Source organism: Solwaraspora sp. WMMD406 (genome assembly GCF_029626025.1).
GTDB lineage: Bacteria > Actinomycetota > Actinomycetes > Mycobacteriales > Micromonosporaceae > Micromonospora_E.
Genome location: NZ_JARUBF010000001.1, coordinates 1,570,593 through 1,596,236, shown reverse-complemented (window position 1 = coordinate 1,596,236; position 25,644 = coordinate 1,570,593). Strand labels below are relative to the sequence as shown.

Here is a 25,644-nt window from a genome sequence, read left to right as displayed (position 1 = left end):
AGCCAGGCTGACCGGATCCGGCGACGCTGTGTCAGTCGGACGCGCCGCCACCCAACCACGCCGGTCCACCACCAGGTCGACCCGATCCCCCACCGCGTACCGCGTCGTCGCGGCCACGGTCGCGAGGCCGGCCAGCGCAGCATGTTGACCAGCCGCAGCCGCCGGCTGCTCGCCGACACGGACCGCCCGGAACGGACGGACCGCCCACTATCCAGATCTTCGATCACTGCATCATCCTGAACCGTCACCGATCCGCCCCGCCGTCATCCTGACAGCAGCCGGTCAGATCCGGGTCAGCCACTCGGGCGATTCCCGAGTCCCACCCGTGCACCGACACATCAACGATGATCAGCGGTGATCAGCGGCCGTCGAGCAACGGCTGGGTCGGATCCCACGGCGGTCCGCCGGTCACGGCGTCCCGGCGGCGGCGGGCGATCGCCGACAACGCCTCCAACACCACCCGATTACCGAGGTACGCCGTCACCTCCGCCTGGTCGTACGGCGGCGACACCTCCACCACCTCGACCCCGACCACCGGCAGCTCGTAGCAGCAGCGCCGGACCGCGTCGAGCAGTTGCCGGCTGGTCAGCCCGCCCGGCTCGGGGGTGCCGGTGCCCGGTGCCATCCCCGGATCCACCACGTCCACGTCGACCGACAGGAACACCCCGGCGCAGCCGTCCACCGCGATCCGGCCCGCCTCGGTCAGGCATTCGTCCAGGCCACGGGCCACGATCTCGGTCATCTCGTACGAGCGCATCCGCTGCCCGGCCATCCACTCGAGGGTGTCCGGCCCGGGCCAGTAGCCGCGCAGCCCGATCTGCAGAAACCGGTCGCCGCGTACCGCACCGGACTCGATCAGCCGGCGCATTGGCTGGCCGTGCCCGTACAGCGAACCGAACTCGACGTCCCCGGTGTCGGCGTGTGCGTCGAAGTGCACCAGCGACACGTTGCCGAAGCCCAGATGCCGGGCCACGCCGGTGGCGTCCGGCAACGCGATCGAATGGTCACCGCCGAGTACTACCGGGATCGCCCCGGTACGCGCCACCGCGTACACGGCGGATTCGAGCGCGCCCAACGACCGCTCGATGTCGCCGGAGAACATCTCCACGTCCCCGGCGTCGACCACCCGCAGATCACGCAGCGCGTCGACCCGCAACGCCAGCGACGGCCGGGACCCGTCGTGCGGCAGGTAGCAGGCCTGCCGGATCGCCGCCGGACCGAACCGGGTGCCGGGGCGGTGCGAGGTGCCGCCGTCGAACGGCGCGCCGACGACCACCACGTCCGCGTCGGCGAAGCTGTCCACATCGGTCAGATCACACCGGGGTACGCCGAGGAAGGTCAGATCCGGGCCGTACATGGCCCCGTACCGTCCCGTCACGACACACCAGCCGGTCCGGCGGTCGACGCTTGCGGGCCGGCGTCGGCCAGGCTGTCGCGCAGACCCCACGGCGAGCCGTACGCGGTGAGCAGGTCCAGGTACGGCTGGGCCGGCAACGCTTCCGGGCCGAGCACCCCGGTGCCGGACCAGACGCCGGCGGCCAGCAACTCCAACGCGACCACCGGGTTGATCGCCGTCTGCCAGACCACCGCCTGGTGGCCGTACTCGGCCATCGACCACTCGTTGTCGACCACGTGGTAGAGGTAGACCTCGCGCGGCTCGCCGGCCGGGGACAGCCCGGTCACCCAGGTGCCGGCGCAGGTCTTGCCGCGCATCCGGTCACCAAGGGTGGCCGGGTCCGGCAGGCAGGCAGCGACCACGTCACGCGGTGACACCTCGACCGCGCCGGCCCGTACCGGACGGGTCGAGTCCAGCCCCAGCTTGTGCAGCGTCTTGAGCACGTCCATGAACTCGGCGCCGAGACCGTACTTGAAGGTGACCCGCCGCGCCGGCACCCAGCGCGGGATCAGCAGCACCTCTTCGTGTTCGACGTTGACGCACTCGACCGGGCCGATGCCGTCCGGGAAGTCGAAGACCTCCGGTTCGCTGAACGGTGCCGTGGTGTACCAGCCGCGCCCGGCTTCCCAGATCACCGGCGGGTTGAGGCACTCCTCGATGGTGGTCCAGATCGAGAACGACGGGGCGAAGTCGTAGCCGTCGACAGTCAGGTTCGCGCCGTCGCGTACCCCGATCTGGTCGATCGACGAAAACAGCTGGTCGGCGGCGTAGCGGGCGAACACGTCGGACAGGCCCGGTTCGACGCCGACGCCGACCAGGGCGAGCCGGCCGGCGGACTCCCAGCGGGACGCGGCGGCGAACTGCGCGTCGCCGAGCTTGACCCCGCACTCGTCGTGCGGGCGGTCCGGGTGCGGCGTGGACAGCGACATCGCCATGTCCAGGTAGTCGGCGCCGGCCGCGTACGCGCCCTCGAAGATCGGCATGACGAAGCGTGGGTCGACGGCGTTGAGCACGTGGGTGATCCGGTGCTTCCGGCACAGCGCGGCGACCGCCTCCGCCGACGACGCGTCGACGGAGGCGACGACGAAGCGGCCGTCACCGGTGCGGCGGGCCACGGCGCGGGCGGCGCGGGCCGGGTCGTAGTCGGCGACCACCATCGTGTCGAAGAAGTCCCGGCGGGCGGCGATCGACACCACCGCCGAGCCCACCCCGCCGGCACCTATCAGCAGGATCCGCACGGCTAACCTCCCGATCAACTCACGCCGGCCCGGCGACGCCGACGGCCGACCGTGCCGCCGAGCACCACCAGCAGCAACGCGATCGCGAACATCGCCGTGCCGATCACGTTGACCTGCGGCGGGATACCGCGCTGGGAGGCACCCCACACGTACATCGGGAAGGTGACCGTGGTGCCGGAGTTGAAGTTGGTGATGATGAAGTCGTCGAACGACAGCGAGAACGCCAGCAGCGCGGCGGCGACGACGCCGGGCAGCACCAGTGGCAGGGTGATCCGGCGGAACGTCTGCCACTCGTTGGCGTACAGGTCCATCGCCGCCTCTTCGAGGCGGGTGTCCATGCCGGCCAGCCGCGCCTTCACGGTGACCACGACGAAGCTCAGGCAGAACATCACGTGGGCGATCACCACGGTCCAGAACCCGAGCGGCACCGCGCCGGCCACGAACAGCGTCAACAGCGACGAGCCCATCACCAGCTCCGGGGTGGCCATCGGCAGGAAGATCAGCAGGTTCACCGCCGACCGGCCCCGGAACCGGTGCCGGACCAGGGCGAACGCCATCAGCGTGCCGAGGATCGTCGCCCCGGCGGTGGCCAGGAACCCGATCTGTACGCTGCGCAGCACCGCGTCGCACATCTCGCTGGTGGCGCAGGGCTGCCGCCAGTTGTCCAGGGTGAACTCGTTGAAGTCGTAGGACAGTCGGCTGGACGGCCGGTTGAACGACAACGCCGCGACGACCGCCACCGGCAGGAGCAGGTAGCCGAGCACCAGCAGCCCGACGCCGAGGACCCAGCGGTCGACCAGCCAGCGACCAAGGCGCGCGCCCATCACAGCACCTCCTCGGTGCCGGTCCGCCGGATGTAGATCGACACGATCACGAGGATCGCCGCCATCAGCAGGAACGACAGCGCCGCCGCCTGCGGGTAGTCCAACCGGACCAGGAACGCCGAGTCGATCACGTTGCCGATCATGTACTCGTTGGGGGTGCCGAGCAGCCGGGCGTTGATGTAGTCACCCGAGGCGGGGATGAAGGTCAGCAGGGTGCCGGCGACCAGGCCGGGTGCCGACAACGGCAGGGTCACCCGGACGAAGGACCGCGCCGGGGACGCGTACAGGTCACTGGCCGCTTCCAGCAGTCGGCCGTCGAGGCGCTCCAGGCTCGCGTACAGCGGCAGCACCATGAACGGCAGGAAGTTGTACGTCAACCCGAGGACCACCGCGACCGGGGTGAACAGCAGCCGGCCGTCGTCGGCCAGCAGGTGCAGATCCTGCAGTACGCCGACCATCCAGCCGTTCTCCGACAGGATCGTCTTCCAGGCCAGGGTGCGGACCAGGAAGCTGGTGAACATCGGGGCGACGACGCAGACCAGCATCAGGTTCTTCCACCGGCCGGCCTTCTGCGCGATCGCGTAGGCCAAGGGGTAGCCGAGCAGCACCGCGATGACGGTGGCGATGCCGGCGTAGAGAAAGCCCCGGCCGAACTGCGTCCAGTACGCCTCCAGCGCCGCCGGATAGTTGCCGAACGACCAGGTCATCGCGTACCCGGTGGCCAGCGAGCCGTTCGGGTCGTACAGGCTGGTCGCGCCGAGCTGGAACGCCGGCACCGCGAAGAACAGGGTCAGCCACGCCCCGCCCGGCAACAGCAGCAGGTACGGCAACAGCCGGCTGCGCCCCCGCCGGGTCGCCGGTGGTGGCGTGGTCGCCCCACCGCCCCCCACATGGGCCAGGACACTCATGACGCGGGGAGGGCTTCGTCGAGCAGCGGGGCGGTCTGGTCGCCGGCACCCGGCTCGCGGGCCAGCAGGAAAGTGTGCGCCGGCTGCCAGTAGGCGACCACGTCGGCGCCGACCGGCAGCAGCTGGTTGTCGCCGCCGGGGCCGGACCCGAGGTTCGGGCTGAACACGCTCAACTCGGTGCCCCAACCCGTACGCACCTGGTATTGCGTGCTGACCCCCAGGTAGGCCAGGTCGGTGACGATCCCGGCGACCGACAGCGCCCCGGCCGGCACACCGTCGGCGTCCCGGGCCAGGGCCAGCTTCTCCGGGCGTACCCCCAGATAGACCGGGCCGTCGTCGGACCGGGACCGGCCGACGGGCACGGTGAACCGCGAGCCGTAGGCGGTGACCAGCACGTCGTCGCCGGAACGGCCGGTGACTTCGCCGGCCAGCAGGTTCGACTGGCCGAGGAAGTTCGCCACGAACGGGGTCGCCGGGAACTCGTACATCCGCGCTGGTGGGCCGAGCTGCTCGATCCGGCCGGCGTGCATCACCGCGACGGTGTCGGCCATCGTCATGGCCTCCTCCTGGTCGTGGGTGACGTGCACGAAGGTGATGCCGACCTCGGTCTGGATCCGTTTGAGCTCGGTCTGCATCTGCCGGCGCAGTTTCAGGTCGAGCGCGCCGAGCGGTTCGTCGAGCAGCAGCACCTGCGGATGGTTGATCAACGCTCGGGCCAGGGCCACCCGCTGCTGCTGTCCGCCGGAGAGCTGCTGCGGCCGGCGTGGGCCGAAGCCGCCGAGCTGGACCAGCTCCAGCATCTGCTCGACCTGTGCGCGTACGTCGCGGATGCCGCGCCGGCGCAGCCCGAACGCGACGTTTTCGGCGATGCTCAGGTGCGGGAAGAGCGCGTAGCTCTGGAACACGGTGTTGACCGGCCGGCGGTACGGGCGCAGCCGGCTGATGTCGTGTTCGCCGAGCAGCACCTGCCCGCTGGTCGGTTGTTCCAGCCCGGCGACCATCCGCAGAGTGGTGGTCTTGCCGCAGCCGGACGCCCCGAGCAGGGCGAAGAACGCCCCCTGCGGGATGGTCAGGCTCAGGTCGTCCACGGCGGTGAACGGGCCGAACCGTTTGGTCACGTTCGCCAGGCGCAGGTCGCCGGCGGGCGGGTCGGTCGCCATCCGGGTCTGCCTCAGGCCCCGATGACCTGCTGGAACTTCTGCTCGTACGAGCGTTCCTGCTCCTCGGACAGCGCCATGAAGACCTTGGCCTGGCCGAGCAGCGCCTCGTCGGGGAAGATCAGCGGGTTGGCGGCCAGCTCCGGGTCGATGGCGGCCATCGCCTCCTGGGCGCCGGCGACCGGGCAGATGAAGTTGACGTACGCGGCGACTTCGGCGGCGACGGCCGGGTCGTAGTAGTGGTCCATCAGCTTCTCGGCGTTGGCCTTGTGGGCGGCCTGGTTGGGCACCTGCATGTTGTCGGAGAACAGGATCAGCCCGGATTCGGGTGCCTGGAAGACGATGTTGGGGTCTTCGGCGGAGAGTTGGATGACGTCGCCGGACCAGCCGATGCAGGCGGCGACGTCGCCGCGGGCCAGGTCGGCGGCGTAGTCGTTGCCGGTGAATCGGCGGATCTGCCCGTCGGCGACGGCCCGGCGCAGCTTTTCCAGGGCGTCGTCGAACTGGGCGTCGGTGAAGTCGGACGGGTCGTGGCCGCCGGCCTGCAGCAGCAGGCCCATCGTGTCGCGCATCTCGGTCAACGCGGTCACCCTGCCCTTGAGGTCGGCCCGGGTGAGCAGGTCGTCGATGGTGCGGACCTCGCCGGTGACGGTGCCGTTGTAGGCGATCCCGGTCAACCCGGACTGCCACGGTACGGCGTACGAGTCGTCCGGGTCGAACGGGCGGGCCTTCAGCGACGGCAGTGTGTTGGCGACGACGTTGGGCATGTTGGCCTTGTCGAGCGACTGCACCCAGCCGAGGCGGATCATCCGGGCGGCCAGCCAGTCGGTGAGCACCATGATGTCGCGGCCGGTGGGCTGGCACGACGACAGCTGGTTCTGCACCTTGCCGAAGAACTCGTTGTTGTCGTTGATGTCCTCGGTGTAGGTGACCTCGATCCCGGTGGCTTGCTGGAACGCCTCCAGGGTGGGGCGGCGGCTCTCGTCGGACTCGTCGACGTCGATGTACTGCGGCCAGTTGGAGAAGGCGATCGTCTTCTCGCTGTCGGACAGGTCCTCGCTGACGCAGCTGTCCTCGGTCTGCTGGGCGGCCGGGGTACCGCAGGCGGCGAGGGCGCTGCCGGCGAGCAACGCTCCACCGGAGACGGCGGCACCGCGAACCAGGGCACGTCGGCTCACCGTACGGCCGACGCCGAGGGCGGAGAGCAGGGCGGCGGCCGGCGCGGAGGGCGGGGGGCGGAGGCGGCTACGCATGGACGGCTCCCTGAAGGGGTGAGGGCCGGCGAAGCCGACCCGAAGCAAGACGGCGTGGTGAGTTGACCAATTAGACGCCGATCCTGACATGCAGAAGACCGCATCACAAGGGATTCCGTTGCGGAGCTCGCCATTGGCGACGAAATACGCCAGACTCGGACTCTTAACACCGGTCGCCTCGGCGGCGTACCGCCCGCAAGGAATAATGCACCGATTCGGCAGACAGGGGAAGCCTGGGATGGGCACACGGCAGTCCAGCGGCGGCAGTCCGGGCCACGTCCTCCTCGACGACGTGGCCAAACAGATCATCGAGCAGCTGCAGGAGGACGGGCGGCGGCCGTACGCCAGCATCGGCAAGGCGGTCGGCCTGTCCGAGGCGGCGGTCCGTCAGCGGGTGCAACGGCTGCTCGACGCCGGGGTGATGCAGATCGTCGCGGTCACCGATCCGCTCCAGCTCGGTTTTCCCCGCCAGGCGATGATCGGGCTGCGGACCTCCGGGGACCTGGAGGCGGTCGCCGACCGGCTCGCCGAGCTCGACGAGGTCGACTACGTAGTGATCACCGCCGGCTCGTTCGACTTGCTCACCGAGGTGGTCTGCCGCAACGACGACCACCTGCTGGAGATCCTGCAGCGGCTGCGGGCGGTCGAGGGGGTCGTCTCCACCGAGGCGTTCGTCTATCTCAAGCTCCGCAAACAGACCTACACCTGGGGTACGGCCTGAGCCGGGTCCGTCTGGGTCCTTCGCCCGGTCTACCCGTAACCGGGTTGATTGCCCCGCCTACCCTGACGGCACACGTCGAGCAGATCGGGGCGGGCGGATGCGTCGTCGTCGGGTACGGGTGATCGCGGGGCTCGGAGCACTGCTGCTGTTGACCGTTACGGGGTGCACCACGGTCAGCACCGAGTCGGACCAGGTGGCGCTGCACTACGACGCCGGGGCCTTCTCCAGCACCACCTACCAGGAGTGCGTCACCCAGAACAACCGCGCCTGGGACGGGCCGGGCGAAAAGTACTACGTCTATCCGGCCGGTCAGCGGACGTTCGACTTCACCGGCCGGGACGACTCCGAGTCCCCGCCGTTCGTGGTGGTTTCCAAGGACAACCAGGAACTGACCGTCTCCGGCGGGCTGACCTTCCATCTGGACACCTCCTGCGACGACGACGGCGGCATGCTGCGCGAGTTCCACGAGGAGATCGGGCTGAAGTTCCAGCCGGTGATGGACGGCGACGGGCGCACCACCGACCGGTGGCTGGAGATGCTGCGCTTCTACATCGGGCATCCGCTGCAGCGGGCGATGACCACCGAGGCGCAGAAGTACGACTGGTTGGCGCTCTACAACGACCCGGCCACCCGGGCCGCCTTCGAGACGGCGATCAACGAGGATTTGGGTGCGGCGGTGCAGGCGACCACCGGCGGCCGGGCCTACTTCCTGCAGTTCAACCTGACCCTGCAGAAGCCGACACCGCGCCAGGAGTTGGTCGACGGCCTGGCGGCGGTGCAGGTGGCGATCACCGAGCGGCGGGCGGTCACCGAGCAGAACGCCACCGTCGAGGAGAAGCTCAAGCAGATCCGTCAGCTCGTCGAGGTGCTCGGCCCGGACGCGTACGTGCTGTACGAGGTGTTCCAGCGCTGCCTGACCGACGAGACCGCCAAGGGCTGCCCGACGTTCGTGCCGGTCCCGGCCGGCGGCAGCGTCGACCTCAACACCGGACGCCCGGCGACCACCGACTGACCGACCTCACCCCGGCCTCAGGCCAGCTGGCGGACACCCGCCTCGTGCTGATCAGCGGTGCACGCCACGCCTCCCGACGCGCTGCCCGGCCGGATCGTTGACGCCAACGCGTCCTGTCGGAGCGCTACCAGCGTTAGACGTTGCGCCGGTGACGGATCGAGTGGATCTCGACGACCCGTTTGGCCTCGTTGATCCGGTAGATGATTCGGTACGTCCCCCGGCGGGCAGAGTGGAAGCCGTCAAAGGGCTCGTCGAGTGGCTTGCCTACCCGATAGGGGTTGACCGCTATCGCCCGTTGGATCGTCTCGGTTGCGGCGGTCGCCACCTCCAGCGGCAGGTCCTCGTGCAGGTTGCGGCGCGCCTGCCGGGAGAACATCACCGTGTACGGGCCTGGAGGCTCGCCGCTCGTGTCGTCGGCCCGCCCGCTTCCGGAGGGCATCAGGCCGCCTGGCCGCGACGCCGTTCCAACTCGGCGCGAACTTCGTCCATCGAGAACGTGTCGCCGGTGGAGAAATCGTCCCGGGACTGACGCAGATCGGCAAGCGCTTCGTCGTCGGACAGCAGATCGAGCGTTTCCCGCATCGACTCGTACTCGGCTACCGAAATCAGCATCACGTCGGCCCGGCCGTTGCGGGTGATCGTGAAATGGTCATGTTCCCGGGCAACCCGGTCAGCAAGCTCGGCGATCCGGGCCTTGGCCTCGGTGATCGGGATGGTCTCCATGAAGCCATCCTAGCGACCGGTCAGAATTCTGACCAGTAGAGTCGGGTGCAGCGGATCGTCGTCGCGAGTCGATCAAGGTGTTGCCCGGAGCCAGCGTGGTCGGGGCGACCGCGAAATGCCCACGACTACCACCGGTTGGGCCGGACGTCCGGGATGCGGATTTCGTCGTTGTAGCCTGCTCAGATTGCTCAAACCGTAGGCGAACGCCAGTGTTGATCTCGTGAACCTTGCAGGTTGCGGCGGATCTGTGCGATAACCGTAGTCAGGACGGCGTCTGCGCAGGCGCCGGTGCTGCCGACGCGATGGGGCCACGACATGGGCAACCCGACCGACCACCTCTGGATGCACTTCACCCGGATGTCGAGCTACCGGGACGCCCCGGTGCCGACCATCGTGCGCGGCGAGGGCGCGTACATCTGGGACAGCGAGGGACGCCGCTACCTGGACGGGCTCGCCGGACTGTTCGTGGTCAACGCCGGGCACGGGCGGACCGAGCTGGCCGAGGCCGCCGCGAAGCAGGCCAGCGAGCTGGCGTACTTCCCGATCTGGTCGTACGCCCACCCGACCGCGATCGAACTGGCCGAACGGATCGCGGCGCTGGCCCCCGGCGACCTCAACCGGGTCTTCTTCACCACCGGCGGCTCGGAGGCGGTCGAGTCGGCGTGGAAACTGGCCCGCGCCTACTTCAAGCGGGTCGGCAAGCCGATGAAGCACAAGGTGGTCAGCCGGCACATCGCGTACCACGGCACCACGATGGGGGCGCTGTCGATCACCGGGCTGCCCGGCATCAAGGCCGACTTCGAGCCGCTGGTGCCGGGCGGGATCAAGGCCCCGAACACCAACTTCTTCCGGGCTCCGGAGCACGGCGACGACCCGGTGGCGTTCGGCCGGTGGGCGGCCGAGGAGATCGGCCGGGCCATCGAACGTGAGGGCCCGGACACGGTGGCCGCCGTGTTCCTGGAGCCGGTGCAGAACGCTGGCGGCTGTTTCCCGCCGCCGCCGGGTTACTTCGAGCGGGTACGCGAGATCTGTGACGCCTACGACGTGTTGCTCGTCTCCGACGAGGTGATCTGCTCGTGGGGTCGGCTCGGCGCGTACTTCGGCGCCGAGCGGTACGGCTACCAGCCGGACATCATCACCACCGCCAAGGGGATCACCTCCGGCTACTCGCCGCTCGGCGCGATGATCGCCTCCGACAAGCTGATCGAGCCGTTCCTCGACGGCACCGCGTCGTTCGCGCACGGGATCACCTTCGGCGGGCATCCGGTGTCCTGCGCGGTGGCCCTGACCAACCTGGACATCTTCGCCCGCGAGGATCTGGTCGGGCACGTACAAGCCAACGAAGGCGCGTTCCGGTCCACCTTGGAACGGTTGCACGATCTGCCGATCGTCGGTGACATCCGGGGCGACGGCTACTTCTACGGCATCGAGTTGGTCAAGGACAAGGCAACCCGGGAGAGCTTCGACGACGCCGAGTCCGAGCGTCTGCTGCGCGGGTTCCTCTCCGGGGCGCTGTTCGCCGCCGGGCTCTACTGCCGGGCCGACGACCGGGGCGACCCGGTGATCCAGCTCGCCCCGCCGCTGATCGCCGGCCAGACCCAGTTCGACGAGATCGAACAGATCCTGCGGTCGGTGCTCACCGAGGCATGGCGGCAACTGTAGAACCGGGCCCTGACCGCAGGCGGTGAAACCCCGGCGGCGGCGGTGAACCCGGGCGGCTGCGGCTGGGCGACGACGGAAGGGGGGACGATGCGGCGACCCGACGACTACCGGCGCGTCTCCCACTGGATGTCTACCGTGGATGACGACCTGACGCCCCGCCCGGCGCTCGACGGCGACCGGATCGCCGACGTGGTCATCGTCGGCGCCGGCTACACCGGCCTGTGGACGGCGTACTACCTGGCCCGCGCCGACCCGTCGTTGCAGATCGTGGTGCTGGAGAAGGAGATCGCCGGCTACGGTGCCTCGGGGCGCAACGGCGGTTGGTGTTCCGCCCTGCTGCCCTCCTCGCCGCGCGCCCTCGCCCGCCGGTACGGCCGGGTGGCCGCGATCGCCCTGCAACGGGCGATGAACGCCACGGTCGACGAGGTGGGTCGGGTCGCCGCCGCCGAGGGGATCGACTGCCACTGGCGCCACGGCGGCACCGTCACGATCGCCCGTACGCCGGCGCAGCTGCTGCGGGCCGAGGCGGCGGTCGCCGAGGCCCACGCGTACGGCGGCACCGACGCCGACCTGGTCCTGCTCGACGCCGACGACGCCGCCGCCCGATGCGCCGCCGACGGCGTGCTCGGCGGCACCTACACCCCGCACTGCGCGGCGATCCACCCGGCCCGGCTGGTCCGTGGCCTGGCCCGGGCCGCACAACGGCTCGGCGTGACCATCTGCGAGCGGACTCCGGTGATCGCGTACGGTCCCCGATCGGCGCGTACCCCGACCGGGACCGTACGGGCTCCGGTGGTGGTTCGGGCCACCGAGGGCTACACCCCGTCGCTGCCGGGTGCCGGCCGGGCGGTCGCTCCGGTGTATTCGTTGATGATCGCCACCCAGCCGTTGGCCGACGACGTGTGGCAGCGGATCGGCCTCGCCCGGCGGGAGACGTTCAGCGACTTCCGCCATCTGATCGTTTACGGTCAGCGGACGGCGGATGGTCGGTTGGCGTTCGGCGGCCGGGGTGCGCCGTACCATTTCCGGTCCCGGATCCGACCCGAGTACGACCGCGACCCCCGGGTGTTCGCGTCGCTGCGCCGTACGCTCGGCGACCTGTTCCCGGTGCTCGGCGGGGACGTCCCGGTCGCCATGACCTGGGGTGGGCCGCTCGGTGTCGCCCGCGACTGGCACGCCTCGGTGGGTCTGGACCGGGAGACCGGTCTCGCCTGGGCCGGCGGCTACGTGGGTGACGGTGTCGGTGCGGCCAACCTGGCCGGGCGTACGCTCGCCGACCTGATCCGGGGGGTGGACAGCGAACTGACCAGCCTGGCCTGGGTCGGGCACCGGTCGCCACGGTGGGAACCGGAACCGCTGCGGTGGCTGGGCGTCAACGCGAGCCTCCGGCTGGTGACAGCCGCCGACGCCGCCGAGGAACGCACCGGACGGCCGTCGCGGCGGGCAGCGTTGATCGGCCGGCTGATCGGCCACTGACCGGTTCGGGCGGAAGACAGGACGCCGTGGCCGCGAGCCGGGAACCGGCGCGCAGGACACCGCTGGCCTGGTGTGCGGAGCCGGCCGGCCGGGTCGTCAGGGGGTCGGCGGGATCACCCGGAGGTGACCACGGCGGCCGGTCGACGCGTTGACGTCCAACCCGATGTCCTCCGGGTCGGCGGGTCGCGGCGGTGCCGGCCGGGCTGCCTCACGGACCGCTTCGGCCAAGGCGACCAGGTCGTCCGTGGTCGGCGGCGGTGGATCGAACTCGCCTTCGTGGCGGACCACTTCCCAACCCCGGGGGGCGGTCAGGCTGCGGGCGTGCTGCTCACAGAGGTCGTACGTGTGCGGCTCGGCGAAAGCGGCGAGTGGGCCGACGACAGCGGTCGACTCGTTGTAGACATAGGTCAACGTGGCGACGGCCTGGCGGGGACAGCCGTTACGGGAGCAGCGCCGTGGTGACCTCACGACAGGACGTTATCGCTAATACCGGCTCCGCGACCAGCTTGCCGACACGACACGCCGGCAGTCCTGATCCCGCACGCCCGAACCGGCGGTTTCCGGACTACGCTGACCTGGTGAGTGGAGGATTCCTGTGACCATCCCGACCCCCGGTAGCGCCCAGGTGCCCCGCCGGGCGCGGCGCGGCCGTCGGGACCGGCACGGGCGCGGCCTACGCGGCCGTCTGGTGCCGGCGACGGTGCCGCTCGCGCGGACCAAGGCCGAGGTCTTCGACGAGCTGGTGCTCGACACGGTCGAGACGCTCGAACGCCGATTCGCCAAGGAGCTCGCCGGGGTCGAGTTCGCCGTCGAGGACGTGCCTCCGGATCTCAACGTGTACGACTCGGACGTGCTGGAGGACGGCGAGGTGCCGTTGGCTCGGCTCCTGCCGGGTCGACCGGGCCGGCAGGAGATGCCGCCACGGATCGTGCTCTACCGCCGTCCGCTGGAGTTCCGGGCGATGGACCGGGAAGATCTGGCCGACCTGGTCCACGATGTGATCATCGAGCAGGTGGCCAACCTGCTCGGGGTCGATCCGGACGAGCTGGCCTGAGGCTGCTTCGGTGGTATCGTCCGAGGAGCCGGACGGGCGACAACCAAACCCGTCCGGCTCCTGGGGCGGCAGGTTGAACACGTCAGCACCAGCGGTACCGGGATGCCCCGGGAGCCGGACCTTTCGAGGTCGAAAGGACGTGGAGACTGTGTAAGACCAGGACCTGTCCTGGCTGTGGTCGTCGAAGCGTCAACCCCGCACCGCTTGAGCGGGTCAGGCGGGGAGCGCCCGCCGGTAACTGCGGGCTGTGGACGCGCGTGCTCACTAGAGCGCACTTGTCCACAACGGTATGTACCGGACGGGCAAGGCCCGGTTCGCGGGTGGAACCGGCGAACCGGGCCAGCGCAGCTGTCAGGCGGCCCGCCGCTTGAGCTTGCGACGTTCCCGCTCGGATAGTCCGCCCCAGATGCCGAACCGCTCGTCGTGACCGAGTGCGTACTCCAGGCACTCGGATTTCACCTCACATCGGGAGCAGATCCGCTTCGCCTCGCGGGTGGATCCCCCCTTCTCCGGAAAGAACGCCTCCGGGTCGGTCTGCGAGCACAGGGCCCGTTCCTGCCATTCCGGAGCGTTACCGAGCAGGTCCGCAACCTCCAGCCGACCATCCATACGCGTGCCTCCTTTCGCGCGCCACCCGATCCGGCTGGCGCAACCCCCCACGCGGAAGGCGTGTCCATCTTGCCCGTTCGATCCGGTTTTGATGCAGCCCGTCCGAGCGACCCCAGTGAAATTACACGCGTGTAATGCGTGCGTCGTCAAGACGAACCTGGTAAGTAGGCTTCCCCCACACGGCACCGAACAACTGACCTGCGGCAGTCATCCGGCCCGCAACCTGCCCTATCGATTCAGACCCCCACCGGGTAACGCGCCACCGGCGCGTCGCGGTCACCGACACGGTGACCGAACACCCGAACCGACACCCGCGTACGGCTGAACACATGCCACTGAGTCGGTACCGCCAATGCGGTACCGACTCAGTAGACAAATTGTCTTATTAGCCCTAAATCACACCGTCCGCCGGATCAGCCGCCCGGCGCTGGCGTGCTGCGGCCAGACGAACTCGGTCACCGCACCCCCGGTGACCATCACCTGACCCGCCGGCACGTCGTCGGAACGCCACACCGTGTACCGACCGGCCCGCAGATCGGTGTAGACCGCGCTGTAGAAGATGCCGTCGTGCACCTGCCGCTCGCGGACGGCGGCATGGGTACGGGGTACCGCGTGGGCGTCGGTCGGCGCGTCCGGCCCGATGCCCGAGTCGGCCTGGTACGAGTCGGGCACCGGGCTGATCTCGATCTCCCGACCGTGGAACTCCTGTCCGGTGTAGATGATCAGTGCGCCCATGTCGCCCCCGATGTCGAGAACGACACTTCCCGTCTCCGACGGGGCGAGGCTGTGCTCGTGCATGGCCACCTCCTGGTGTCTGCGCCGTCTGGTATGGGCCGTCTGGTGTATGGCCGTCTGGTGTACGCGCCGTCAGGTCAGGACGGGTTGTTGAATCCGTCGTACGGCACTCCGAGATAGGGAAAGTGCTTGAGGAACGGGGCGGTGACGTCGGCGGCGCTCAGCCCGTGCGTCACGGCACCCGCCGCGTCGTCAGGAGTGAAGTTCTTGTCGATCAGCGGGAACGTCAGGCCCGCGATCGCGCGCAGCGAGATCGTGACGACGTCGTCGGTGACCCGCCGCCCGTTCGGGAATCCCGCGAGGTCACCGCCGAGCAGGCCGAACCGGCTCGGCCGACGCGACGGCGGGATCGCGGTGTTCAACCGCAGCATGTCGGCCTGCACGTCGCCGGTGTTGTTCTGGAACCCGTCGATCAACCCGGCCGGGATACCGGTCAGCAGGATCGCCACCAGATCGGCGCGCGGCTTACCCGACTCGTTGAGCTCGGCCAGATTGGGGAACACATCCGGATAGAGCACCGGCAGCAGCTGGGCCAGTTCCGGTTTCTCCACCAGACCAACGAACCGCTTGTCCTCGGCCGGCGGCAACGAATTCCACAGATCCTTCTGCGCCATCGGAACGATGACCTCGTTGAACAGCGGATTACCCAGGCGCGACACCTGAGCGATCGGACCGACATTGACGTCAGCCGACTTGGCAGCTCCCAATACCCGTACCTGTTGACGGCCGGCGGAGGTCCACACGCCGATCACCGACCGGTGATCGTCCGCTCTGTACTTGCTGCCGCCGACGACGGAGCTGATCGGGATCTGCAGCGCGATGCTGGACACGTTGACCCGGTCGGTGGCGTTGACCGGCTCGTCGGCGGCGTTGAAGATGTCCTTGCCGACCACGTGCAGTTGCTGGAACGGACGCAGGTTGCCGAGATCGAAGATGGCCCCGAGGTCGACGAAGAAGCCCTCGGCTCGCTGCCCGGCGAAGATCCGCTCGCCGCTCTTCAGCTGGAACGTGGCGGATCTGGCCAGTGCGGCGTACTCCGGGGTCGACAACGGTCCGATGTTGCAGGGCGGGCAGGGGACCTTGCGAGCCAGCACGTGCGACCTGCCACCAGCATCCACGCGGGTCACGCTGTAGAACTGCCGGCGGTTCCAGTTCTCGCTGTCCAGGGCGTCGATCGGGCCAGTGTTGTAGAGAAAAGTGTTCTCGTTGGTAATCTCCGTCTGGAAACGAAACTGGTACGTGATGTCCGGATGACCGTCGCCATTGTTGTCGATATGGATCTCATAGAGCACATCGTCACCGAACTCGAAGAAGTTCGGCCCACCAGACGGAACCTGGAACGGCAGATAGTTGGCGATCAACGTCACGGTGTCCGGCCGGTCCGGACTGACGAACGCGTAGACGTCGGTACTGTCGGCGACCGGGTCTTTGGATATCTCCGGAGATTCACGGTGCGAAGACATGGTGGACCTACCTCACATAGCCTCAAGTGATCGGTGCTCGGTGTTGATCGGTGCTCGATGCCCGACGCTCAAATACCCGGTGCTCGATTGCTCGATCGGAGCGCGCCCGAGAAACGCGGTAGGCTGGGGTCAGCCCCGACGCGCGGCGCGCCGCAGACGCGCGGCGAGCCCTTTGTCGCGAACCTCGATCCGCGACGCTCCGACGAAGACGTCCAACGTACCGGTCGACACGTCCCGCAGGTGCACCACGATCGCCTCGTCGCCCGAGGAGCCGGTCAGCCGGCTGTCCACAGCCGACGAAAGACCGGTGACGCTGACCGCCGCCGCGCCGACACCAGCACTGGCCGCGACGGTCAGTACCTGCCGGCGGGAGATCCTCAACCTTGATCGTTTCCGCTGGTCGGTTCTCATGGACAACCTTTCCGGCGGGTCAGCGCCACTGACCCACTGTCGCGATGGGACCTGTGCCGGCGAGGAGATCCATCGGTTGCCTGTGACCGCCGACAACTATCCATACGGCCAGCGGGCCGAGTCAGTTCGATCAACGGACGACGGCTTTTGTCCGGTGCTGTCGGGCCCGCCGCAGGGCGCGGGCAGGTAGGTAGGTAGGTCCGCGCCGCGTCAGCTTGGGGCCGAGCGCTGGTACGCCGTGGTCCGCTGTACCGCCGGCCGGCCCGCCGCCGCCGCGATCGCCGTCAACTGCTCCACCGTACGGGCCGAACCGTTGGCCGAACCCGCCATCCGCGAGATCGTCTCCTCCATCAGGGTGCCCCCGAGATCGTTGCAGCCGCCGCGCAGCATCGCGACCGTACCCTCGTCACCGAGCTTCACCCAGGAACACTGGATGTTGTCGATCCGACCGTGCAGCAACAGCCGGGCCATCGCGTGCACGGCCCGGTTCTCCCGCCACGTGGGGCCCGGCCGGGCGATCCCGGCCAGATAGATCGGGGCGTTGGTGTGCACGAACGGCAGCGCGACGAACTCGGTGAACCCGCCGGTCCGGTCCTGCACCCCGGCCAGCACCCGGAAGTGCGCCAGCCACTGACCCGGATGGTCTACGTGCCCGTACATCATGGTCGAGCTGGACCGCAGCCCCACCTCGTGAGCCGTGGTCACCACCTCGACCCAGGTGGCCGCCGGCAGTTTGCCCTTGGTCAACACCCACCGTACGTCGTCGTCGAGGATCTCCGCGGCGGTGCCGGGAATGGTGTCCAGGCCGGCCTCCCGGAGCATGATCAGCCACTCACGGACCGGCATGCCGGCCTTCGCCGCCGCCGTCACGATCTCCATCGGCGAGAACGCGTGCACGTGCAGGCCGGGTACCCGTGCCTTCACCGCCCGGACCAGGTCCGCGTACGCCGTAACCGGTAGCTTCGGGTCGATGCCGCCCTGCATGCAGACCTCGGTCGCCCCGGCCTGCCAGGCCTCCTCCGCGCGGTCGGCGACCTGCTCGGCGGAGAGCCGGAACGCGTCCGAGTCCCGCTCGCGCTGGGCGAACGCGCAGAACCGGCAGCCGACGTAACAGACGTTGGAAAAGTTGATGTTGCGGTTGATCACGTAGGTGACGTCGTCACCGACCGTATCGGCACGTACCTGGTCGGCGATCCGACACAGCGTGTCGAGCGCCGGGCCGTCGGCGCCGAACAACGCCAGCGCCGCGTCCGTGTGCCGAGGTTCCAGCAATGCCGCCGGATCGTCCGCCACGAGGCGTAGCCCGGTCCGCAGGTCGGCGTCGCCACCGCCGTCCGATGTCGGCCGCGCCTGACCGGTCGGCGTTGTCCCGGTCCCGGCACCCGGCGACAGCCGGTCGGCGACCTCGGACCAGTCGCCGTAGACATGATCGAAGTCGCCCCGCCGATCCGCCGTCCGGCCCGTCGTGTCGATCGTCGCGTGCAGGTCGGTCCGCCCGGTCGGGGTGAACCCCTCGTCCGGCTCCTGCCACGGCCGCCCCACCGGCCGCGCGGACTCGTCGGCGAGACCGGTCGACGGGTCGGCCAACGCGGTGACGTGGGGCGCCATCCGAGGGTCGAGCCAGCTCTCCGCCCGCAGCAGATACTCGGGATAGATGGTCAACCGCTCCCGAAGCACGAACCCGGCTTCGGCGCTGCGCCGGGCCAACTCCTCGATCTGCGGCCACGGCCGCTCTGGATTCACGTGATCCGGGGTCACCGGCGACACCCCGCCCCAGTCGTCGATACCGGCCCGCAGCAGCAACGCGTACTCCCCGGCCGCCAAGTTCGGCGGCGCCTGGATCCGGGCCCTGGGCCCGAGCAGGATCCTGGCCACCGCGATGGTGGCGGCCAGGTCACGCAGCTCGGCGTCCGGCATCCCCCGCATCGCCGTGTCCGGCTTGGCGCGGAAGTTCTGCAGGATGACCTCCTGGACGTGTCCGTACTCCCGAGCGGCGGCACGGATCGCGAACAGCGACTCCACCCGCTCCCGGGGAGTCTCGCCGATCCCGATCAGCAGCCCGGTGGTGAACGGCACCCCCACCCGGCCGGCGTCGGCGATGGTCCGGAGCCGGACGGCGGGCTCCTTGTCCGGCGAGCCGTAGTGCGGACCGCCCGGCTCGGACCACAGCCGGGTCGCGGTCGTCTCCAACATCATCCCCATGCTCGGGGCCACCGGCTTGAGTCGTTGAAGCTCGGCCCAGCTCAGCACGCCGGGGTTGAGATGCGGCAGCAGGCCGGTCTCCTCCAGCACCGCGATCGCGCTGGCCCGAAGGTAGTCGACGGTCGACTCGTAGCCCCGCTCGTCGAGCCACTGCCGGGCCGCCGGCCAGCGCTCCTCCGGCCGGTCACCCAGGGTGAACAACGCCTCCTTGCAGCCCTGGGCGGCACCGGCACGGGCGATAGCCAGCACCTCGTCGCGGTCAAGGTAGGCGGCCGGCAGCCGCCCCGGCACCGTGGCAAAGGTGCAGTAGTGGCAACGGTCCCGGCAGAGCCGGGTCAGCGGGACGAACACCTTCCGCGAGTACGTGACCACCCCGGGCCGGCCGGCGTCCCGCAGGCCGGCGTCCCGGATCGGCCCGGCGACCGCCAGTAGCTCGTCCCATTCGGCACCGGTGGCGGCGAGCAGCGCGGTCGCCTCGTCGACGTCGACGCTACGGCCGTCGGCCGCCCGGCGCAGCGCGCGGCGGATGCTCGCGCTGGTCGGGGCGACGGACGGGTGCTGGTTGGCAACCGGTGCCGAGTGAACGGCAGCGGTATCGGTGCGGTCGGCCACCTGTGCAGAGTAGGCCGTGCGCTCCCACGACGCGGCGGCGAGCGGACCGACTCACCGAGCGGCGGCGGTCACCCGGCGGTGGGCGGCGGTCACCCGGCGGTGGGCGGCGGCGGATTGCCGGCCGACGGCTGCTGGCTGGCCGGATTGATCATTTGGGTGCGCTGGCTGTCGGCGTCGGCCGGCTCCGGCCCGTGGGACAGCCGTTGGGTGGGTTCAGCTGATCCGGCGTCCGCCGCTGCCCCGGCCGGAGCCGGCGGCCCGGAAACAGGCCCCGCCGCAGGCGGTCGCCCCGAGGCGGGTGGGCCGGAGGCCGGCGCGGGCGACGGGGCGTACGCCGGTGGGCCGGAGGCCGGCGCGGAGTACGTACCGCCCGGGCCACCCGGTCCTGGCTGATACGGCGACTGGCCGTAGCCACCGTGCTGCGGATAGCCGCTCGGCTGGCCGTACCCGCCGGGCTGGCCGTACCCGCCGGGCTGCTGTGGATGACCACCCTGCTGGGGGTAGCCGCCACCCGGCTGACCGGCCGGTGGATGACCCGGCTGACCGTACGCACCCGGCTGACCGTATCCGGAAGGTGACTGGCCGTACCCACTCGGCGGACCGTATCCCCCGGGCGCCGGCGCCGGCTTGGGCTTCGCCACGTGGTATCGCCCCTGCCAGAGCTTGACCAACGCCAGCCCGGCAACACCCAGCACCGCCAGCCACGCGGCGCGGACGAGCAGCGTCTGGAAGGCGGTCCGGATGCTGTCGTCCACCAGCACGACGAATCCCACCAGCAGACCGAACAGTGTGCCGAAGACCGCAGCCACGCCGTACTCGACCAACGCGACGACAGTGATCAGCCGAGCCCGCGCCAGCTCCGGCGACAGATGGGTGGCGAGCAGCACCGCGAGGAACGGAAAACCGATCGTCACCAGGTTGACGAATCCGCCGAAGCTGTTCGCCGACCGGCGCGCGAAGCCAGGTCCGCCACCACCGAATCCGTACGGAACGAGCAGGTCGAGTAGGGCGGCGAAGAGGAAGACCGCAGTGGCACCGAGCAGTACCAGCGCGGCGGTCTCCCGCAACGGCGCGGTGAACTCGCGGGCGGGTGGCCGGTCGGCCGATGAGGCCTCTGGTTGCGTCGTCACAGATCCATTCCTCTGGGGTGGCGGGCGGCGGTGGCGCGAGAGCGTGTGCGCGGTGAGCGTAACGGCCCAGGCGTCATCGCCGGATCCCCAGATCGAGCCACGCCGAAACCAACCCACCGGAGTCCGGGACGGAATCGCCGATGGGCAAGGATGTCGGTATGCGGATCGTGGTATTGACCGGTGGGATCGGCGGGGCGAAGTTCCTGGTCGGCGTACGGGCCTACGCCCGACGTACCGGCGCGGAGGTGACCGCGGTGGTCAACGTCGGCGACGACGTCGTCCTGCACGGCCTGCGGATCTGCCCCGATCTGGACAGTGTCCTGTACACCCTCGGCGGCGGCGCCGATCCACAGCGGGGCTGGGGACGGGTCGGCGAAACCTGGACCGTCAAGGAGGAACTGGCCGCCTACCAGGCGGAACCCAGCTGGTTCGGGCTGGGCGATCGGGACATCGCCACCCACCTGGTCCGGACCACGATGCTCAACGCCGGCTATCCGCTGTCGGCGGTCACCGAAGCACTGAGTACCCGATGGGAACCAGGCATCCGACTACTTCCGGCCACCGACGACCGGCTGGAGACGCACGTCGTCGTCTCGGATGGGTCGACCGGCGATGGGTCGACCGGCGATGGGTCGACCGGCGATGGCCGGTCCGACCAGCGGGCCATCCACTTCCAGGAGTGGTGGGTCCGCTACCGGGGTGCGCTACCGACCCATCGGTTCGTGTTCGTGGGTGCGTCCGAGGCCAAGCCGGCGGCCGGTGTGCTGGCGGCGTTGCACGACGCCGACGTCGTGCTGATCGCGCCCAGCAATCCGGTGGTGAGCATCGCGCCGGTGCTGGCCGTACCGGGGATCCGGGAGGCTCTGACCGACGGTGCCGCGCCGGTCGTCGGCGTCTCCCCGGTGATCGGCGACGCCCCCGTACGGGGAATGGCCGACCGCTGCCTCGCGGTGCTCGGCGTGCCATGCACGGCCGAGGCCGTGGCCGGCCTTTACGGCTCCCGGCGTTCCGGAGGTCTGCTGGACGGCTGGCTGGTCGACCCGGTGGACGGGGCGTCCCGGGTCGGCGAGGTGACCGTACGGGCCGTACCGTTGTGGATGTCGGACGAGGCCGCCACCGAGGCGATGGTCACCGCGGCGATCGAGCTGGCCGACGCCACGCGAGCCGGAGCCGGTGAATGAGACTAGAGGTCCTACCGGTCACCGGGATCGGCGAGATCGTGCCCGGAGACGACCTGGCCGCGCTGATCGCCGACGCGGCACCCTGGTTGCGGTCCGGAGACGTCCTCGTGGTGACCAGCAAGGTGGTGTCCAAGGCCGAGGGACGGCTGGTCGAACTGCCCGACGACGAGTCCGCCCGCAACAAGGTCCGCGAGGAACTGCTGGACGCCGAAACGGCTGCGGTCGTGGCCCGGCGGGGAGGCACCCGGATCGTCCGGACCCGCCACGGCTTCGTGATGGCCGCCGCCGGGATCGACAACTCCAACGTGGCACCGACCCGACTGGTGCTGTTGCCGGTCGACCCGGACCGGTCGGCCCGCGAGCTACGGCGGGCGCTGGAGTCCCGGCTCGGGATCGACGTGGCGGTGATCGTCTCGGACACGATGGGACGGCCGTGGCGCAACGGCCTGACCGACGTCGCGCTCGGGGCGGCCGGCATCGCGCCAGTCCGCGACTACCGGGGCAGGATTGACCGGTACGGCAACGAGCTGCGATTGACCCAGATGGCGGTCGTCGACGAGCTAGCCGGCGCGGCCGACCTGGTCAAAGGCAAGAACGAGCAGATCCCGGTGGCGGTGGTACGCGGCTATCCGTGGCAGCTGGCCGACGACCCGGGGGACGGATCGTCGCCCCGACCCGACGGCCCTCCGCCCGCCCGACCCGACGGCCCTGGAGTACGGCCGCTGCTGCGCGACCTGAGCGAGGACCTGTTCACCCTCGGTACGGCGGAAGCGACGACGGCGGGCCTGGTCATGGCGGCGACCCTGACGGAGCCGGACGCGCCCCCCACCGGCCGGGTCGATCCGGCCGCCCTCCGGCGGGCGATCCAACGGGTCAGCCCGGTGATCGCCGCCGGGACCAGCGTCGAACTGGTCCCGGCCGAGGCACTCTCCGACGACGACCAGGCGTCGCCGTACCCGGATCGGCTTCGGTGCCGCCCGCCGGCCGCCGGCCCGGCGGACCTGGTCCGGCTCGGCGCCGACGTGCACCGGCTACGGGTGGCGCTGGCCGTCGAGGGAATCTCCAGCGCACCGCTGTCCCACACGCCCGACACCGACCGCACCGAGGTGCTGCTCGGGCTGTCCAGCGTGCCGGACACCGCAGACAGCCCAGCGGACGCGGCGGACAGCCGACCGCCGGGTTGAGCGCGGACCTCACACGTAGCCGTCGGCTCCGCGTTCCTTCAGCTCGTCCACGCAATCGGCTGACGACGAGCACCCGACGATCTTGAATCGACCTGGCGGTGGCAGGTAGTGACACCGTGAAGGCCATGGGTCGTGGCCTGTCGCCTACAGACGGCAGGAAGATGCGACACAGAAGCGACAGCCGACCATGGTCTCATCATGGTCTGGTGGTGGAGACTGTTGTGGTGGTGACCAAGGATCAGATCGCGGAGGCACGGCGGCGTCTCGGTCTCAGGCTTGCCATCGCGCGAAATGCCACCGGGTGGAGCCAGTCCGACTTGGCTCGCCAAATCAACTACAGCCGTAGCACTGTCGCAAGCGTCGAAACGGGATCCGGAAAGGCATCTCAGGCCTTCTGGGCGACGTGCGATCAGGAACTGGGCTGCCAGGGCAGTCTTGTCGCAGAGTACGACAGGTTGCAGGATTTGATCGTCAAGCACCGGCAACAGGTCCAACGGGACGAACGCTTCCAGCGTGCAAGGCGACGCGCACCCGATCACAGCGACGTGTCGGCAGCTGAGCCCTTTTCCTTGGCGAGTCCTGGCGAGCAAGCAGTCGACGGCTCCCAGATGGTTGCGAGTGAGAACCCGCCAGGGAACGAGGAGGCAGCAGCAGTGGATCGTCGTGGAGTGGTTCAGATGGGCGGCGCGGTGATGGCGGCCGCATTTCTGGATAGGTTGTGGTCTGAGCCTAGTCGTATGCACGAAGCGCTGGATCGAGGATCTATCAGCGCCGCGCGCTTGGAGGCCATCGGCAGGGAGGCCGCAGATTTGGGGGTACAGGTAGTCAGGGTTCCTCCTGCGACAGTGCTCGCCCAAACACTTTGGCAGTTCCGCAACACGCGAAGGCTCCTGGAGACAAAGCAGACGCTGCGCTCCCAGCGAGAGCTTTCCATCTATGGCGCAATGTTCGCGACAATCACCGGTGAGATCCTATTCAATCAGGGGGAGTTTCCTCTGGCTGCCCACTGGTACGCCGTTGCCCGCCGAGCCGCAGAAGAGGCTGGCAATCAGTTCCTGGCGGACATCGCGCTAGCCGGTAACACCTACCTGCCGACCTACACCTCTGACCCGCGCGCCGTCCTCGCCAGCGTGATCCCGCGCCTAGACGGTGCTCGTTCTCCATCGCCGGCCATTGCTTGGCTGTGGGCGTTCCGAGCTAAAGCACACGCCATGTTGGCCGACGCTAACGCTTTCCAGAGATCGATCGAACGCGCACGAGACGTCCTCGATCGGTCACCGAAGGACCTCGTCAAGCCAGGAATATTCTCGTTTCTTCCGGAGAAGCTTGCCTTCTACGAGGCCCGCGGCTGGGTGGAACTAAGGAACGCTGACATGGCGTCGGTAGCCGCAGAGCGTGCCATCAGCCTTTATGATCTCCACGAAACCACCGAGCCGGCACTGGCCCGGTTCGAGCAGGCCAGCGCCTACGCTCAATCCGGCGAGGTAGCCGAGGCATGCCGCATTGCCACTGGCGCAATCCTGGATCACCACACATACCATGGCATTACAGTTATCCGCCGGGCGCGAGAGTTCGATCGCCTTGTTCCCGAATCCGGCGAGCCAGCACGACAATGGCGAGAGGTTCTTCATTCCCTCAGACAACCGCAACTCACCGTGACTGCGATCGAGCATGGAGGTGCCCAGTGACGAACCTACGCGAACTGCTCGAAGAGTACGTCCGTTGCGGCAAGCTCATGCAACTCGCGACGTTGGCTGCCGACGGTTGGCCGTCTGTAAGCAACGTGTGGTACGACGCCCATTTTGATCCCGACATTCTTCGATTTATTTCCCGCGATGATCGGCTGCACAGCGCCAGCATTCGCAACGATGCACGCGTGGCGGGAAGCATCATCGCGATGCCGTTAGAAGGATTGGGACAGAAGGTTCGCGGCGTTACCTTCACCGGCGTCGCCCGCGAACTCGCTACCCACGGAATCGGTCCCGAGGCTGAAACGTTCGTCAAGCGCTGGCCGGCAGCTCGGCCCGCTCTTGATCCATACCTTATCGCCCACGGTGACACACATATCCGAATGTATGAGGTCGCCGTCAGCGAATGGATTCTGTTCGATGAAGTCAATTTTCCAGAGCAGCCGAGGCAGGTGGTAACGGCTCGGCCGTCAGGATCTCCTGTACGCGAACACCACCATGTCGCCATGGCTTCGTTTAGGTTCCATCACGTCGCCGTGAGTGTTGATGACATTTCTGAATCGATTCGGTTCTACGGGCACTTCGGATTTCGCCCAATGCTAGAATACGTCGATCCCGACGGCGGCTTCGAAATCGCACACCTGAAACTCGGCAATGCCTTCCTGGAGATCTGGAAGTATCACCAGCATATTGCCGCGCCACAATCAGCAAGCGAACTTTCGACAGACTTGCCCAGGATTGGCTGGAAGCATCTCGCGCTTCAAGTGGCATCGCTGGAAGAAGCCATGACAATGCTGAGTGCACGCGGGATACCAGTCGTGGTAGCCCCTCGCGTCGGCAACACCGGAGTGTCGTACCTATTTGTCAAGGATCCCAGCGGGAACCTTGTCGAAATTCTGGAGGATCACCGCAGACTGTAGACACACGATGTCCACGGCCCTCACC

At 68.9% G+C, this 25,644-nt stretch carries 24 protein-coding genes; 9 read left to right on the top strand and 15 right to left on the bottom strand.

Annotated features, from left to right (window positions below):
- Positions 1 to 358 precede the first annotated feature (358 nt).
- The 6 genes from speB to O7632_RS07240 are packed head-to-tail and all read right to left on the bottom strand — an operon-like array spanning position 359 to position 6,776.
- Positions 359 to 1,357 carry an agmatinase gene (gene speB / locus O7632_RS07265; RefSeq protein WP_278119906.1) on the bottom strand — a complete coding sequence of 333 codons (999 nt, stop codon included), beginning with the start codon at positions 1,355 to 1,357 and terminating at the stop codon, positions 359 to 361.
- A 17-nt stretch (positions 1,358 to 1,374) separates the two neighbouring features.
- On the bottom strand, positions 1,375 to 2,634 hold the full coding sequence (locus tag O7632_RS07260; protein WP_278112475.1) for a saccharopine dehydrogenase C-terminal domain-containing protein: 1,260 nt from the start codon (positions 2,632 to 2,634) through the stop codon (positions 1,375 to 1,377).
- A gap of 14 nt (positions 2,635 to 2,648) precedes the next feature.
- The gene (locus O7632_RS07255; protein ID WP_278112473.1) at positions 2,649 to 3,458 is read right to left on the bottom strand and encodes an ABC transporter permease; all 810 of its coding nucleotides are present in this window, start codon (positions 3,456 to 3,458) and stop codon (positions 2,649 to 2,651) included.
- Positions 3,458 to 4,366 (bottom strand): ABC transporter permease, encoded by a 909-nt coding sequence (locus tag O7632_RS07250; RefSeq protein WP_278112471.1) that lies wholly within the window; start codon positions 4,364 to 4,366, stop codon positions 3,458 to 3,460. Before O7632_RS07250 ends, O7632_RS07255 begins: the two co-directional genes overlap by 1 nt.
- Positions 4,363 to 5,526, bottom strand: a complete 1,164-nt coding sequence (locus tag O7632_RS07245) for an ABC transporter ATP-binding protein (RefSeq protein ID WP_278112469.1) — start codon at positions 5,524 to 5,526, stop codon at positions 4,363 to 4,365. Before O7632_RS07245 ends, O7632_RS07250 begins: the two co-directional genes overlap by 4 nt.
- Positions 5,527 to 5,537: 11 nt before the next feature.
- Positions 5,538 to 6,776 (bottom strand): spermidine/putrescine ABC transporter substrate-binding protein, encoded by a 1,239-nt coding sequence (locus O7632_RS07240; protein ID WP_278112467.1) that lies wholly within the window; start codon positions 6,774 to 6,776, stop codon positions 5,538 to 5,540.
- Positions 6,777 to 7,014: 238 nt separating this feature from the next.
- On the opposite strand from O7632_RS07240, the gene O7632_RS07235 reads away from it, so the two are divergent.
- Positions 7,015 to 7,497, top strand: coding sequence for an Lrp/AsnC family transcriptional regulator (locus O7632_RS07235; protein ID WP_278112465.1), 483 nt, complete (start codon positions 7,015 to 7,017; stop codon positions 7,495 to 7,497).
- Between the two features lie 97 nt (positions 7,498 to 7,594).
- On the top strand, positions 7,595 to 8,509 hold the full coding sequence (locus O7632_RS07230; RefSeq protein WP_278112464.1) for an SPFH domain-containing protein: 915 nt from the start codon (positions 7,595 to 7,597) through the stop codon (positions 8,507 to 8,509).
- Between the two features lie 133 nt (positions 8,510 to 8,642).
- Here the strand turns inward: O7632_RS07230 and O7632_RS07225 are convergent, their stop codons facing one another.
- Positions 8,643 to 8,948 (bottom strand): type II toxin-antitoxin system RelE/ParE family toxin, encoded by a 306-nt coding sequence (locus O7632_RS07225; protein WP_278112462.1) that lies wholly within the window; start codon positions 8,946 to 8,948, stop codon positions 8,643 to 8,645.
- Positions 8,948 to 9,232 carry a type II toxin-antitoxin system Phd/YefM family antitoxin gene (locus O7632_RS07220; protein ID WP_278112460.1) on the bottom strand — a complete coding sequence of 95 codons (285 nt, stop codon included), beginning with the start codon at positions 9,230 to 9,232 and terminating at the stop codon, positions 8,948 to 8,950. Before O7632_RS07220 ends, O7632_RS07225 begins: the two co-directional genes overlap by 1 nt.
- A gap of 315 nt (positions 9,233 to 9,547) precedes the next feature.
- Here O7632_RS07220 and O7632_RS07215 point away from each other — a divergent pair, with 315 nt between their 5' ends.
- Positions 9,548 to 10,894, top strand: a complete 1,347-nt coding sequence (locus O7632_RS07215) for an aspartate aminotransferase family protein (protein WP_278112458.1) — start codon at positions 9,548 to 9,550, stop codon at positions 10,892 to 10,894.
- A 126-nt stretch (positions 10,895 to 11,020) separates the two neighbouring features.
- Complete coding sequence (locus tag O7632_RS07210; RefSeq protein ID WP_278119904.1) at positions 11,021 to 12,370, top strand: FAD-binding oxidoreductase; 1,350 nt, start codon at positions 11,021 to 11,023, stop codon at positions 12,368 to 12,370.
- Between the two features lie 96 nt (positions 12,371 to 12,466).
- Here the strand turns inward: O7632_RS07210 and O7632_RS07205 are convergent, their stop codons facing one another.
- A complete protein-coding gene (locus O7632_RS07205; RefSeq protein WP_278112457.1) occupies positions 12,467 to 12,838 on the bottom strand; it encodes a DUF3499 domain-containing protein in 372 nt (123 codons plus the stop codon).
- 220 nt (positions 12,839 to 13,058) lie between these two features.
- On the opposite strand from O7632_RS07205, the gene O7632_RS07200 reads away from it, so the two are divergent.
- Positions 13,059 to 13,424, top strand: coding sequence for a metallopeptidase family protein (locus tag O7632_RS07200; RefSeq protein ID WP_278119902.1), 366 nt, complete (start codon positions 13,059 to 13,061; stop codon positions 13,422 to 13,424).
- 351 nt (positions 13,425 to 13,775) lie between these two features.
- On the opposite strand, the gene O7632_RS07195 is transcribed toward O7632_RS07200, so the two are convergent.
- The 6 genes from O7632_RS07195 to O7632_RS07170 all read right to left on the bottom strand — a co-directional run bounded on the left by O7632_RS07195 (position 13,776) and on the right by O7632_RS07170 (position 20,646).
- Positions 13,776 to 14,033: a WhiB family transcriptional regulator gene (locus tag O7632_RS07195; protein ID WP_278112455.1), complete on the bottom strand. Its 258-nt coding sequence runs from the start codon at positions 14,031 to 14,033 to the stop codon at positions 13,776 to 13,778.
- A 396-nt stretch (positions 14,034 to 14,429) separates the two neighbouring features.
- Positions 14,430 to 14,831, bottom strand: a complete 402-nt coding sequence (locus O7632_RS07190; protein ID WP_278112453.1) for a phospholipase — start codon at positions 14,829 to 14,831, stop codon at positions 14,430 to 14,432.
- A 74-nt stretch (positions 14,832 to 14,905) separates the two neighbouring features.
- Positions 14,906 to 16,291 (bottom strand): DUF4331 domain-containing protein, encoded by a 1,386-nt coding sequence (locus O7632_RS07185; RefSeq protein WP_278112452.1) that lies wholly within the window; start codon positions 16,289 to 16,291, stop codon positions 14,906 to 14,908.
- Positions 16,292 to 16,420: 129 nt separating this feature from the next.
- On the bottom strand, positions 16,421 to 16,672 hold the full coding sequence (locus O7632_RS07180) for a hypothetical protein (protein ID WP_278112450.1): 252 nt from the start codon (positions 16,670 to 16,672) through the stop codon (positions 16,421 to 16,423).
- 240 nt (positions 16,673 to 16,912) lie between these two features.
- A complete protein-coding gene (locus tag O7632_RS07175) occupies positions 16,913 to 19,516 on the bottom strand; it encodes a bifunctional FO biosynthesis protein CofGH (protein ID WP_278112448.1) in 2,604 nt (867 codons plus the stop codon).
- An 89-nt stretch (positions 19,517 to 19,605) separates the two neighbouring features.
- Entirely contained in the window at positions 19,606 to 20,646 is a 1,041-nt protein-coding gene (locus O7632_RS07170; protein WP_278112447.1) for a hypothetical protein, read from the bottom strand.
- A gap of 158 nt (positions 20,647 to 20,804) precedes the next feature.
- Here O7632_RS07170 and cofD point away from each other — a divergent pair, with 158 nt between their 5' ends.
- The 4 genes from cofD (at position 20,805) to O7632_RS07150 (ending at position 25,619) form a co-directional block, all read left to right on the top strand.
- Positions 20,805 to 21,827: a 2-phospho-L-lactate transferase gene (gene cofD / locus O7632_RS07165; RefSeq protein ID WP_278112446.1), complete on the top strand. Its 1,023-nt coding sequence runs from the start codon at positions 20,805 to 20,807 to the stop codon at positions 21,825 to 21,827.
- Positions 21,824 to 23,011 (top strand): coenzyme F420-0:L-glutamate ligase, encoded by a 1,188-nt coding sequence (locus O7632_RS07160; RefSeq protein ID WP_278112444.1) that lies wholly within the window; start codon positions 21,824 to 21,826, stop codon positions 23,009 to 23,011. Before cofD ends, O7632_RS07160 begins: the two co-directional genes overlap by 4 nt.
- Before the next feature lie 206 nt (positions 23,012 to 23,217).
- Positions 23,218 to 24,699 carry a helix-turn-helix transcriptional regulator gene (locus O7632_RS07155; RefSeq protein WP_278112442.1) on the top strand — a complete coding sequence of 494 codons (1,482 nt, stop codon included), beginning with the start codon at positions 23,218 to 23,220 and terminating at the stop codon, positions 24,697 to 24,699.
- Positions 24,696 to 25,619, top strand: coding sequence for a VOC family protein (locus O7632_RS07150; RefSeq protein WP_278112440.1), 924 nt, complete (start codon positions 24,696 to 24,698; stop codon positions 25,617 to 25,619). The genes O7632_RS07155 and O7632_RS07150 overlap by 4 nt, the downstream gene beginning before the upstream one ends.
- Positions 25,620 to 25,644: the final 25 nt, after the last annotated feature.